This is a genomic window from Paenirhodobacter ferrireducens (assembly GCF_004022265.1).
GTDB lineage: Bacteria > Pseudomonadota > Alphaproteobacteria > Rhodobacterales > Rhodobacteraceae > Rhodobacter > Rhodobacter ferrireducens.
Genome location: NZ_SAVB01000006.1, coordinates 121171 through 133723, shown reverse-complemented (window position 1 = coordinate 133723; position 12553 = coordinate 121171). Strand labels below are relative to the sequence as shown.

Below are 12553 nucleotides of genomic sequence, written 5' to 3'. Positions count from 1 at the left end.
CCGATGCCGCCCCGGCACTGCCAACGGGCCGTCGGCGGTGGATTTCGGCCCGGAAACCCCCTAGCCTCGGCGGGCATAGCCCCGATTCCGAGCACGAGACCCGCAGTGACCACAGCCAGCCCCGGCGTCGCCTTCTATTCGATCGGAGAGAACTGCCTTGGCCACGGCGTCTTGCAGCGCCACGGCGTCGCGCCGCTGCTGACCACGCCGTTCAGCCATGCACGGTCCAACATCGACTATGCGACGCAACTCGTCGAGACCAATTTCGTCGACATGCTGACACCGCGGTTCCTGCACCACGAGCAGCGCTACAAGACGCGGATGCCGGTCCATTCCCTCTACACCTGCGAGGCCGGGCTCTATGAGAAGTCCGTCTGCAACGGCTTCGAATTCTCGCATCACGACGTGATTGACGATGCACAGATGCGCGCCAGCTGCGCGCGCAAGGCGCAGCGGTTTCTCGACGGGCTGACCGGCACGGGACCGGCGTGTTTCCTCTATCACTACCGGCTGCACCGCACTCAGGACATCGCGCGGGTGGCAGCCAAGCTGCGACGGTTTCAGGCGCTGTGCCGTGCCCGCTCCGGCCGGCCGATCTCGGTCACGATGTTCACCCAGCGCCTCGTCGGCAGTGACGACCAGCGCCGGGTGGAGTTCCTGCGGCCCGACGGCATCCCCGTTGCGATCCTCCACACCCGGCAGAAATGGTGCGGTACCGATCCCGAGCAGTTCTGGGGCCGGGTCGACGACGATCTCTTCACGCGGATGATCGGCGCCTTCGAGTTTCACGCCGCGACGGCCGGGACCTTCTGATCCCGCCCCGGGGCCCGTCTCAGTAGACCGTCACCGGCGTGCCGACGGGCACCGACTGGAACAGCTCGATGACGTGATCGTTGACCATCCGCAGACAGCCGTTCGACACCGCATGCCCGATCGAGCTCGGCTCGGTGGTGCCGTGGATGCGGATCGCGGTGTCGCGACCGTCCTGATAGAGATACATCGCCCGCGCGCCGAGCGGGTTGCCCGGGCCGCCGGGCATCCCGTTCTCGGCATATTTCGCGTAATGATCGGGCGAGCGCTTGACCATCTCGGGCGTCGGCTTCCAGCTCGGCCATTCGACCTTGCGCCCGACATAGGCGGTGCCGCGGAATTTCAGCTCGTCCTTGCCCACGGCGACGCCGTAGCGCATCGCCTTGCCCGGCGCGATGACGTGGTAGAGGAAGAACTTGTCCGAGACGATGATGATCGAGCCCACGGCCAGCTCCGGACGGACGTTCACCTCGGTCGGGTAATAGCGCTTCGCGATCGGCCATTGCGGCGCGGGCTTCTCGGGCGGCAGCACCTCGACCGGGTTCGAGGCGGAAGAGCCGGTGGCGGTGGTCTGTGCGGCCAGGGCAGTGCCCGCGAAGGGCAGCGCGGCGAGGGTGGTCAGAAGGGTGCGGCGAAGCATCGCGGTCTCCGGTTATCGTTGGGGCAAGGCTATCAGGGCGCCCTTCCCCCCTCAACGGAAAAGGAAAAGGGCGGGTTCCCCCGCCCTTTCCCGAAATCTGCATGAGGTGAGGCTTATTTGCCCTGGAAGGCACAGCCACTCTTCAGACCCAGCTTCGAAAAGATCATCGCGGCCGGGCAGAAGCCGGTGAAGGCCGACTGCAGCAGGTTCAGGCCGATGAAGACGGTGAACCACAGGAAGTAATGCGAGACATACCAGGTCAGCAGCACGCTGATCAGGACCATCACGCCGGCAAAGGCGAAGACCGAGCGGTCGAGGTTCATGGGGGGACTCCGTGACGGGGGTGGATGGGTTGGAAGGCGCTTTCGCTCCAGCTAGCATTGCCACAACACAAATTCAAGTTCGGGAATGTTTCTGTTCCGGTTGACCCGGGCCGGGGTGCGCTCCAAGTGAAGCTTCGGAGGTGCCCCATGTCCAAGACCACGTTCACCATCGACGGAATGCACTGCGGTGCCTGCACCGGCCGCGTCGAGCGGGCCCTGAGCGCCGAGCCGGGGGTGACCAGCGCCACGGCGAACCTGATGGCGCGCTCGGCCCGGGTCGAGTTCGAGGCACCGGCCACCCCCGCTTCGCTCGCCGCGGCGCTGGCGAAGGCGGGCTATCCGGTCAACCGCGCCGAGGCGAAACTCGACATCACCGGCATGACCTGCGCGAGCTGCGTCAGCCATGTCGAGCACGCGCTGACCGCGCTGCCCGGGGTGATCGAGGCCTCGGTCAATCTGGCAACCCAGACCGCGCAGGTGGGCTATGCCCAGGGCGCCGTTGCCCCCTCCGAGCTGGTGAAGGCGGTCGAGGGCGCGGGCTATGGTGCGCGCGTTGCCACCGCCGATGCCCCCGCCGCGCCGGTCGCCGAGCGTCAGGCGGCGGAGGCGGCGAAGCTGAAGCGACAGGTGCTGATCTCGGCCGCGCTCACCCTGCCGGTCTTCGTGCTGGCCATGGGCACGCATCTGATCCCCGGCTTCCACATGGCGGTGATGCACACGATCGGCGAGCGCGCGAGCTGGTGGATCCAGCTTGTCCTCACCGCGCTGGTGCTGGCCTTCCCGGGCCGGGTGTTCCTGCGCATCGGCATCCCGGCGCTGCTGCGCGGCGCGCCCGAGATGAACTCGCTCGTCGCCATGGGCGCCTTGGCTGCCTTCCTCTATTCCGCGGCGGTCACGGTCGCGCCCGAGCTGCTCCCCGCCTCCGCCCGCGTGGTCTATTTCGAGGCGGCGGCGGTGATCGTCACGCTGATCCTCGTCGGCCGCTGGCTCGAGGCGCGGGCGAAGGGCCGCGCAGGCGAGGCGATCTCGCGACTCGTCGCGCTGCGCCCGGCGACGGCGCGGGTCGCGCGCGAAAACGGCACCGTCGAGCTGCCGGTCGAAGAGCTCGCGCCCGGCGACATCGTGCTTCTGACCCCGGGCGAGCGTGTCGCGGTCGACGGGCTGGTGACCGAGGGCCATGGCTGGATCGACGAATCGATGCTGACGGGCGAGCCTGCCCCGGTCGAGAAGACCCCGGGCGCCGAGATCACCGGCGGCACGGTGAACGGGCAGACGGCGCTTGCTTTCCGCGTCACCGCGACCGGCACCGACACCGTGCTGTCGCGCATCATCGCGCTGGTCGAGGAGGCGCAGGGCCAGAAGCTGCCGGTGCAGGCGCTGGTCGACAAGGTGACGCGCATCTTCGTGCCGGCGGTAATGGTGCTCTCGCTGCTGACCTTCGCGCTCTGGATGCTGGCGGGTCAGGGCTTCACCCATGCCCTCGTCGCGGCAATCTCGGTGATGATCATCGCCTGCCCCTGCGCGATGGGGCTGGCGACGCCGGTCTCGATCCTTGTCGGCACCGGGCGCGGCGCGGAACTCGGCCTGCTGTTCCGCCGCGGCGACGCGCTGCAGCGCCTGTCCGAGGTGAAAACCCTCGCCTTCGACAAGACCGGCACGCTGACCCTTGGCCACCCCGAGCTCACCGAGCTGATCCCGGTCACGGGCATCACCGCGGAAGACGCACTTGCCACCGCCGCGGCGCCCGAGGCGCGTTCGGAGCATCCGCTCGCCCGCGCGATCGTCGCGGCGGCCGAGGCCCGCGGCCTGCCCCTGCCCCGCGCGCGCAAGGTCGAGGCCCTGCCCGGCCGCGGCCTCTCGGCCGAGGTCGACGGCAAGACCGTGCTGCTTGGCAATGCCCGCGCGATGACCGAGGCGGGCATCGACATCGGCCCTCTCGCGGCACGGGCGCTGGCGCTCGCGGGCGAGGGCAAGACCCCCATCTATCTTGCCCGCGACGGTGCGGCGATGGCGCTTCTGGCCGTCGCCGATCCGATCAAGGAGCACGCGGCCGAGGCGGTCTCGGCGCTGCAGGCGGCGGGCGTCGAGGTGGCGCTTGTCACCGGCGACGCGAAACCCACGGCCGAAGCGGTGGCGCGGCGGCTCGGCATCACCCGGGTGGAGGCCGAGGTCCTGCCCGAGGGCAAGGTCGCTGCGGTGAACGCGCTTGGCGGCAAAGGCGCCGTGGCCTTCGTCGGCGACGGTATCAACGACGCGCCGGCGCTTGCGGCGGCGGATGTGGGGCTGGCGATCGGCACCGGCACCGATGTCGCGATCGAGGCGGCCGAGGTGGTGCTGATGGGCGACGACCCGCGCGGCGCGGCACGTGCGCTCAGGCTCTCGCGCGCGGTGATGCGCAACATCCGCGAGAACCTGTTCTGGGCCTTCGCCTATAACGTCGCGCTGATCCCGGTGGCCATGGGCGTGCTGCGCCCCTTCGGCGGGCCGGGCCTGTCGCCGATGCTGGCCGCGGGCGCGATGGCCTTCTCCTCGGTCTTCGTGGTGACGAACGCGCTGCGCCTGCGCCGCGCCCGGTTCTGACCGGAAGGGGGGCGGTCACCGCCCCCCACCCGCGATCACAGCTCGCCGGTCAGGAACTGCGCCCGGCCATGGCCGAAGGACCAGTCCTCGTCGCCGTTCTCGGTGAAGGAGATCATCACGTCACTCGGCGCGATGCCGCATTTCGCCTGCAGATCGGCGCAGAGGTTTTCATAGAAGGCCACCTTCGCCTCGCGCCCACGCGGCCGCGACACCACATGCAGCAGCACGAATTTCTTGGTGCGCGGAATGCCCAGCCCGGTGTCGAGCGCCTTCAGATGGCTCGGCGCGTGCTCGGTCAGAATCTGATAGCGGTCGCCCTGCGGCACCTTGAAGGTGCGCACCATCGCCTCGTGGGCGGTGTCGAGCAGCAGCTCGATCTCTTCCGGCGTGCGGCCCTTGATGACGTGGTATTGCATGAGAGGCATTCGGTCTTGCTCCTGTTGGGTCTTTCTTCCCCCCCGTTGCGGAACCCATGCCTCCCCGCCATGGCAGGCCCGCCCCATGGGCGCGCCCGCGCCCGGGCTACGCCCCTGCCCCGGCGCTGTCGAGCCGGCCGCGCCGATCAGACCGAAATCGTTGCCGCGACGGCACGGCGCCAGCGCGCATAGGCCGCCGCGCGCGGCGCCTCGGCCATCGCCGGCTCGAACCGGCGCTCGAGCGCCCAGTGCCGGCCGGCCTCCTCGGGCCCCGGGCACAGCCCCGACTGCCAGCCCGCCAGCCAGGCCGCGCCAAGCGCCGTGGTCTCGGTCACCACCGGCCGGTCGACCGGGGCGCCGAGGATGTCGGCCAGGAACTGCATCGTCCAGTCCGAGCGCGCCATGCCGCCATCGACGCGCAGCACGCCAAGGTCGAGCGTACCGGCATCCGCCCGCATCGCCTCCCACAGGTCGCGGGTCTGATAGCCCACCGATTGCAGCGCGGCACGGGCGATCTCGGCCCGGCCGGTGCCGCGGGTCAGGCCGAAGATCGCGCCCTGCGCCTCGGGCCGCCACCAGGGCGCGCCAAGGCCGGTGAAGGCGGGCACCATCAGCACCTGTTGCTCGGGGTCCGCGGTTTCCGCCAGCGCCTGCGTCTCGGCCGCGCTGTCAATCAGCTTCAGCCCGTCGCGCAGCCATTGCACCACCGCCCCCGCGACGAAGATCGAGCCCTCGAGCGCGAAATGTGTGCGCCCGGCAAAGCGGCTCGCCACCGTGGTCAGCAGCCGGTGTCCCGAGGCGATGCGCACCGCGCCGGTGGTCAGCAACGCAAAGCAGCCGGTGCCATAGGTCGATTTCATCATCCCCGGCGCGAAACAGCCCTGCCCCATCGCCGCCGCCTGCTGATCCCCCGCCACGCCGCGGATCGGCAGCGCCCGGCCGAACAGCGCGGGATCGGTGGCGCCGAACTCGGCCGCGCAATCGCGCACCTCGGGCAAGAGCGCCATCGGCACGCCGAACATCCGGCACAGATCGGCATCCCACTCGCCGCGCTCGATGTCATAGAGCATCGTGCGCGCGGCATTGGTGGCGTCGGTCGCATGTACCCGCCCGCCGGTCAGCCGCCAGATCAGGAAGGCGTCGACAGTGCCGAAGGCCAGCGCCCCCGCCTCGGCCCGTGCCCGGGCACCGGGCACCGCATCCAGAAGCCAGCGGATCTTCGTGGCCGAGAAATAGGGGTCGAGCAGCAGCCCGGTCCTCGCCGTCACCTCGGCCTCGGCGCCCGCATCGCGCAGGGCGGTGCAGGCGGGGGTGGTGCGGCGGTCCTGCCAGACAAGCGCATTGGCGATCGGCGCACCGCTGGCGCGGTCCCAGATCACCGTCGTCTCGCGCTGATTGGTGATGCCGATCGCCACCACCGCGTCGCTCATCGCGGCGCGCGCGCAAGACAGCGTCGTCGCCCAGATCTCCTCGGGGTCGTGCTCGACCTCGCCCGGGCGCGGGTAGATCTGCGCGAATTCGCGCTGCACCGTGGCAACCGGGCTCAGCCCGCCCGTGCCGGTCACCGCGAAACGGATCGCGCGCGACGAGGTGGTGCCCTGATCGAGGGCCAGAATCTCGCTCATCCTCTCCTCCCGGCCTCTCCTCAGGCCTCCGTCATCCCGGCTTCCGCAAGGATCTGCGCCAGCATCCCCGCCACCGCCTGCACCTGCACCGGGCCCAGCCGCAGGCCAAGCTTGCTGCGCCGCCACAGCACGTCCTCGGCCGTCACCGCCCATTCCCGGGCGACGAGCCAGCGCAGCTCGGCCTCGGTCAGGGTGGCGCCCAGATCGGCGCCCAGATCCCCGGCCGTGCGTGCATCCCCCAGCCAGACCCGCGCCTCGGTGCCATAGCTGCGCACCAGCCGCGCGGCCCAGGGCGCGCTCAGGAACGGATAGTCGCGGATCAGATCGGCGGCGAGTGCGGGCCGACCGTCGATCGGGAAGTCGCCGCCCGGCAGCGCCGCACCGGCGGTCCAGGGGCCGGTCGCCGCGGGGAAGAAGGGCGCAAGCTTTGCCAGCGCCGCTTCCGCCAGCCGCCGATAGGTGGTGATCTTGCCGCCGAAGATGTTCAGCAGCGGCGCCCCCTCGGCATCGAGCCGCAGCACATAGTCGCGCGTCGCCGCGGTGGCCGAGCTTGCCCCGTCGTCATAAAGCGGCCGCACGCCGGAATAGGTCCAGACCACATCGGCGGGGGTCACGGGTTTGGCGAAATACTCCGACACGAAGGCGCAGAGATAGGTGATCTCGTCCTCGCTGCACTGCGCCGCGCCCGGGGCGCCGCGGTAATCCTGATCGGTGGTGCCGATCAGGGTGAAATCCTCCTCGTAGGGGATGGCAAAGCAGATCCGCCCGTCGCGCCCCTGAAAGAAATAGGCGCGGTCGTGATCGAAGAGGCGCCGCGTCACGATATGCGAGCCGCGCACCAGTCGCGCGCCCTCGGTCGAGGGCACGTGGATGGTGTCACGGATCACCTCGCCGACCCAGGGCCCGGCGGCATTCACCAGCGCCCGCGCCCAGAAACTGCCCGCCGGGGTGACCACGCGCCACAAATCGCCCTCGCGATGTGCCTCGGTCACCCGGCTGCGGGTGCGGATCTCGGCGCCGCGCGCCGCAGCATCACGCGCATTCAGCACCACCAGCCGCGCGTCATCGACCCAGCCGTCGGAATACTCATAGGCCTTTGCAAAGCCCGGCCGCAGCGGCGCGCCGGCCGGATCGCGGCGCAGATCGAGCGCGCGGGTGCCGGGCAGCGTGCGCCGGCCGCCGAGGTGGTCGTACAGGAACAGCCCCGCCCGGATCATCGCCGCCGGCCGCTTCCCCTTCAGCCAGGGCAGGAACAGCTCCATCAGCCGGCCGACCGGCGTGTCGGTCGGAAAGCGCATCGCCGGGTCGATCGGCAGCACGAAGCGCATCGGGTGGCTGATGTGGGGGCTGGCCGCAAGCAGCACCTCGCGCTCGGCGAGCGCCTCGTGCACGAGGCGAATCTCGAGATATTCGAGATAGCGCAGCCCGCCGTGAAACAGCTTGGTCGAAGCCGAAGAGGTGGCCTGTGCGAGGTCTGCCTGCTCGAAAAGCAGAACCGAGAGGCCGCGACCGGCCGCATCGCGGGCGATGCCGCAGCCGTTCACGCCACCGCCGATAATGCACAGATCGACGGGATTTTCCTGCGTTGCTAAGGACATGGCACCTCCTGGGCTGATCCGAGTGGGCCCGAGGACGGGGCGGATGTCAAAGCCTTTCGGCGAGATCCCGCTTATCGACACGCCGGGGCTTTGCTGCGCGCTAGGCGGCTTTCTCACGTGATTGTATCAATGTTGTAATCAAATGAGGAATGGAGCAGTTCCCGATGATGATCCGCCGCAGCCTTCTGCTGACGTTGCCCCTGGTTCTTGCCCTCGCCGCTTGCGGCACAGACCCCCGCGCGTCCTCGAAGGGCATGTCCCCGGATCAGCTGCCGCTGCAGCCCGGCGAAAGCACCGAACTGCGCGGTCTCATCAACAAATATGCCGATCATTACGAGGTGCCGCGCACGCTGGTGCACCGCATCGTGCAGCGCGAAAGCGGCTACAACCCGACGGCGCGCAACGGCTCCTACATGGGGCTGATGCAGATCGACCCGCGCACCGCCTCGACCATGGGCTTCTCGGGCTCGTCGCGCGAACTGCTCGATGCCGAGACGAACCTGAAATACGCGGTGAAATACCTGCGCGGCGCGTGGCTCTGTGCCGATGGCAACGAGAAGGAAGCCGTGGGCTGGTATGCGCGCGGCTACTACTACGAGGCGAAGCGCCGCGGCATCCTCAAGGACGCCGGCCTGCGCGGCTGATCCCTCTCGCATGACGACGCCCCTGCTCCGGGGCGGGAAGGCCGCCCCCGGGCGGCCTCATTCGTTTTCGCGCAGCACCCGGGCCGGGCGAGCGGCCAGCGGGCGCAGCGCGAAGACCAGCCCCGCGACCAGCACCGCGCCGATGCCGCCAAGCGCGATCGCGACGGCCGGGCCGGGTGCGAAGCGATAGCTTGCCTCCATGACGAAATGCAGAACCGCCCAGCCGGCGAGCGCGCCGACCGCGACGGCGATGATCCCGGCCGCGGCGCCGGCGAGCGCGGCGCGCAGCGCGAAGGAGCGCAGGATCATCCCGCGCGTGGCGCCGAGCGTCTTGAGCAATGCCGCCTCGCGCGCCCGTGCCCCCTCGCCCGCCGCCGCCGCGCCGATCAGCACGGTGAACCCCGTCGCCAGCGTGACCGAGGCCGCCAGCGCCACCGCCCGGGCGATGGTGCCAAGCGCCTCGCTCACCCGCGCGATGGCGTCGCGCACCCGGATCGCAGTGATGTTCGGAAAGGCACGCGCCAGATCGCGCAGAATCGCCGCCTCGCTCGCCTCGGGGGCGTAGATCGTGGCGATGTCGGTATGTGGCGCGCCCGCCAGCGCCGCGGGATTCAGCGTCAGCACGAAGCCGATGCCGGCGGTCGAGAAATCGACATCGCGCAACGAGGTGATCGTCGCCTCGATGTCGCGGCCCAGGATGTTCACGGTGATCCGGTCGCCCAGTTTCAGGCCGAGTTCCACCGCCTCCTTCGCGGCAAAGCTCGCCTGCGGCGGGCCGGCGTACTCCTCGGGCCACCAGGTGCCGGCGGTCAGCCGCTCGCGCGGGGTGGCGGCGAAGGTCACGCCACGGTCGCCGCGCAGCACCCAGTGATCGCCCGCCACCTCGCGCGCCGGGCGGCCGTTGATCTCGGTGATCACGCCGCGCAGCATCGGCGCGGTGTCGACGCGGCTCACCTCGGGGAAGGCCTCCAGCCGGGCGAGCAGCGGATCCAGCTGATCGGGCTGGATGTCGATGATGAAATAGGCCGGCGCCACCTGCGGCAGGTCGCGCGCGATGGCGCCGCGCAGCCCGGCGTCGATCTGGCCCACGGCCGACAGCACCGACAGCCCGAGACCGAGCGACAGCACCACCGGCAGCACCTCGGAGCGCGGCCCGCCGATCGCGGCCAGCGCCGCATGCAGCGCGGGCCGGCCCTGTGCCAGCGGGATCGCCGCGCGGGCAAGCCCGCGCAGGCCAAGCGCCGCAAGCGCCAGCAGGCCAAGCGCGCCCGCGACGCCGGCAAAGGCTGCCAGCGTCAGCCCGACCTCGCCCGAAAGCGTGGCCGCCGCCCCGACCAGCGCGGCAACAAGCGCGCCGATCAGCACCAGCGAGCCCGCGGGCGGCAGGCGGCGGCCGCGCCCGGTGCTGCGATAGAGCGTCGCCGCACGCAATGCCGACATCCGCCCGAGCGGCCAGAGCGCGAAGATCGCGGCGGTCAGCGCGCCGTAAAGCGCCGCCTCGAAGAGCGGACGAACCGAAAGCCCGACCTCGACCGGCACCGGCATCGCCCGCGCGATGGTGCCCGAGGCCGCCAGAACCGCCCCTGCCCCCAGGATCAGCCCGGCCGCGATTCCCGCCGCGCCCAGCACCGCAAGCTGGATCAGGAAGGCTGCACGGATCGTGCCCGAGGTCGCGCCAAGCGCGCGCAGCGTGGCGATAGTCTCGGCCTTGCGTTCGATCCAGGCCGAGACGGTGGCCGAAATCCCCACCCCACCGACGGCAAGCCCGGCCAGCCCGACGAGCACCAGGAAGGTCGCCAGCCGGTCGGTGAAGCGCTCGGCCCCCGGCGCGGCGCGGCGGCTGTCGCTCCAGCGCATCCCCGCCCCCTCGAACCGGGCCAGCGCCGCGGTCTTCAGGGTGTCGAGCGTCGCGCCGGCAGGCAGCGTGACGCGGTATTGGGTTTCGTAGAGCGAGCCGGGGGCAAGAAGCGGCCCGGCCTCGATCGCGGCGAGCGAGACGATGCTGCGCGGCCCGAAGGCGATGCCCCCGCCGGTGCTGTCGGGCTCGCGCACGATCCGCGCCATCATCACGAACGCCTGTCCGCCCAGGGTGAAGCGGTCGCCCGGCTTCAGCCCGAGCCGGTCGGCCAGCACCGGGTCGAGGAAGGCGCCCGGCACGCCGCCCTCGCCGGCCAGCGCCGCGGGCGGCAGCGGCGGGTCGAGGACCAGCGTCCCGGTCAAGGGATAGGCGCCATCGACCGCCTTCACCTGCGTCAGCGCAAACTCGTCGCCCGCATTGAGCATCGAGCGGAACTCGACCAGTTCCGACACCTGCGCGGCATGGGCGGCGATCCAGTCACGTTCCTCCGCCGTGGCGCGGCGATAGGTGAAGTCGTATTGCGCGTCGCCACCCAGCAGCACCGCCCCCTGATCGGCCAGCCCCGCCCGGATCGCGCCGCGCACCAGCCCGACCGCGGCAATCGCCGCGACGCCGAGCATCAGGCACAGCAGGAAGACGCGAAAGCCGCGAAGTCCGCCCCGCAGCTCGCGCCGGGCGATGCGCCAGGCAAGGCTCATGCGCGCACCAGCCCGTCGGCGATCTGCACCACCCGGTCGCAGCGCGCGGCAAGTTCGGGCGCGTGGGTGACAAGGACGAGCGTCGCCCCGTGCCGGTCGCGCAGGCCGAAGAGAAGGTCCATGATCGCCGCCCCGTTCGCCGCATCGAGATTGCCGGTGGGTTCGTCGGCGAGCAGGATCGCCGGGCGCGGCGCCACGGCCCGGGCCAGCGCCACGCGCTGCTGCTCGCCGCCCGACATCTCGGACGGGTAATGGCCGCGCCGATGCGCAAGGCCCACGGCGGCAAGCTCGGCCTCGGCCCGCGCCCGGGCGTCGCCCACCCCGGCGATCTCGAGCGGCAACGCGACGTTTTCGAGCGCCGTCATCGTCGGCACCAGATGGAAGGACTGGAACACGATCCCCATCGTGCCGCGGCGGAAACGGGCAAGCGCATCCTCGTCCATCGCCGTCAGGTCCTGCCCCAGCGCCGTGACCCGGCCGCCGCTTGCCCGTTCCAGCCCGCCCATCAGCATCAGCAGCGAGGACTTGCCCGAGCCAGAGGGGCCGGTCAGCCCGACGCTTTCGCCCCGGTTGATGTTCAGCGAAATGCCGCGCAGGATCTCGACCGGGCCGGCATTGCCGTCAAGGGTGAGCCGGGCGTCGTCGAGCGAAAGGACCGTGTCCGTCATGAGAAACCATTTTTCCGTGCCTGTCTCCGGATATGGGCCGCGCGCGCGGCTGTGCAAGCTGGCGGCGGCGGCTTTCCTTGCCCTCGCCCTGCCTGCCGCGGCGGAAGTGCCCGAGGTTCTGGCCTTCGGCGACAGCCTGACGCAGGGCTACGGGCTGATGCCGGGCGAGGGTCTGGTGCCGCAGCTGCAGGACTGGCTCGCCGCGCAGGGGACCGCGGTGCAGGTGGTGAACGCAGGCGTCTCGGGCGACACCACCGCCGGCGGGCGGGCGCGGATCGACTGGTCGCTGACGCCCGGGATCGACGCGGTGATCGTGGAACTTGGCGGCAACGACCTGCTGCGCGGCCTGCCGCCCGCCGCGGCGCGCGCGAACCTCGATGCGATCCTGTCTGCCGTGGCGGCGCGCGGGCTGCCGGTTCTGCTGGTCGGGCTGCCCGCGCCCGGCAATTACGGCCCCGCCTACAAGGCCGAGTTCGACGCGATCTGGCCGGCGCTTGCGGCGAAGTATCACGCCCTGCTGCTGCCCGATCTGCTCGCGCCGATTGCCGCGCTGCCGCCCGAGGAGCGCGCCGCGCGCGGGCTGATGCAGGGCGACAACATCCACCCCTCGGCCGCGGGGGTGAAGCTGGTGGTGGCGGAACTTGGTCCGAAGGTGCTCGAACTGCTGGCAAAGGCGCAGCCCGCGCCCTGAGC

General features: G+C 70.8%; 11 protein-coding genes. 4 read left to right on the top strand and 7 right to left on the bottom strand.

Annotated features, from left to right (window positions below):
• Nucleotides 1-105 precede the first annotated feature (105 nt).
• Nucleotides 106-813: a DUF1796 family putative cysteine peptidase gene (locus EOW65_RS06420; RefSeq protein WP_164880012.1), complete on the top strand. Its 708-nt coding sequence runs from the start codon at nt 106-108 to the stop codon at nt 811-813.
• A 19-nt stretch (nt 814-832) separates the two neighbouring features.
• On the opposite strand, the gene EOW65_RS06415 is transcribed toward EOW65_RS06420, so the two are convergent.
• On the bottom strand, nt 833-1450 hold the full coding sequence (locus EOW65_RS06415) for a L,D-transpeptidase (protein ID WP_128148144.1): 618 nt from the start codon (nt 1448-1450) through the stop codon (nt 833-835).
• Nucleotides 1451-1563: 113 nt separating this feature from the next.
• Entirely contained in the window at nt 1564-1773 is a 210-nt protein-coding gene (locus tag EOW65_RS06410; RefSeq protein WP_128148143.1) for a YgaP family membrane protein, read from the bottom strand.
• A 147-nt stretch (nt 1774-1920) separates the two neighbouring features.
• On the opposite strand from EOW65_RS06410, the gene EOW65_RS06405 reads away from it, so the two are divergent.
• Nucleotides 1921-4353: a heavy metal translocating P-type ATPase gene (locus EOW65_RS06405; protein ID WP_128148142.1), complete on the top strand. Its 2433-nt coding sequence runs from the start codon at nt 1921-1923 to the stop codon at nt 4351-4353.
• A 35-nt stretch (nt 4354-4388) separates the two neighbouring features.
• On the opposite strand, the gene EOW65_RS06400 is transcribed toward EOW65_RS06405, so the two are convergent.
• The 3 genes from EOW65_RS06400 to glpD form a co-directional block, all read right to left on the bottom strand.
• Nucleotides 4389-4778 carry a tautomerase family protein gene (locus EOW65_RS06400; protein ID WP_128148141.1) on the bottom strand — a complete coding sequence of 130 codons (390 nt, stop codon included), beginning with the start codon at nt 4776-4778 and terminating at the stop codon, nt 4389-4391.
• Between the two features lie 137 nt (nt 4779-4915).
• On the bottom strand, nt 4916-6394 hold the full coding sequence (gene glpK, locus EOW65_RS06395; RefSeq protein ID WP_128148140.1) for a glycerol kinase GlpK: 1479 nt from the start codon (nt 6392-6394) through the stop codon (nt 4916-4918).
• A gap of 20 nt (nt 6395-6414) precedes the next feature.
• Nucleotides 6415-7992: a glycerol-3-phosphate dehydrogenase gene (gene glpD / locus EOW65_RS06390; RefSeq protein ID WP_128148139.1), complete on the bottom strand. Its 1578-nt coding sequence runs from the start codon at nt 7990-7992 to the stop codon at nt 6415-6417.
• 254 nt (nt 7993-8246) lie between these two features.
• Between glpD and EOW65_RS06385 the strand changes: the two genes are divergently transcribed.
• Nucleotides 8247-8636, top strand: coding sequence for a transglycosylase SLT domain-containing protein (locus EOW65_RS06385; RefSeq protein WP_240664530.1), 390 nt, complete (start codon nt 8247-8249; stop codon nt 8634-8636).
• Nucleotides 8637-8693: 57 nt separating this feature from the next.
• Here EOW65_RS06385 and EOW65_RS06380 read toward each other — a convergent pair whose 3' ends face one another.
• Complete coding sequence (locus EOW65_RS06380; RefSeq protein WP_128148138.1) at nt 8694-11192, bottom strand: ABC transporter permease; 2499 nt, start codon at nt 11190-11192, stop codon at nt 8694-8696.
• Nucleotides 11189-11860, bottom strand: coding sequence for an ABC transporter ATP-binding protein (locus tag EOW65_RS06375; RefSeq protein WP_128148137.1), 672 nt, complete (start codon nt 11858-11860; stop codon nt 11189-11191). Before EOW65_RS06375 ends, EOW65_RS06380 begins: the two co-directional genes overlap by 4 nt.
• Between EOW65_RS06375 and EOW65_RS06370 the strand changes: the two genes are divergently transcribed.
• Nucleotides 11859-12551, top strand: a complete 693-nt coding sequence (locus EOW65_RS06370) for an arylesterase (protein ID WP_128148136.1) — start codon at nt 11859-11861, stop codon at nt 12549-12551. The genes EOW65_RS06375 and EOW65_RS06370 overlap by 2 nt on opposite strands.
• Nucleotides 12552-12553 lie beyond the last annotated feature (2 nt).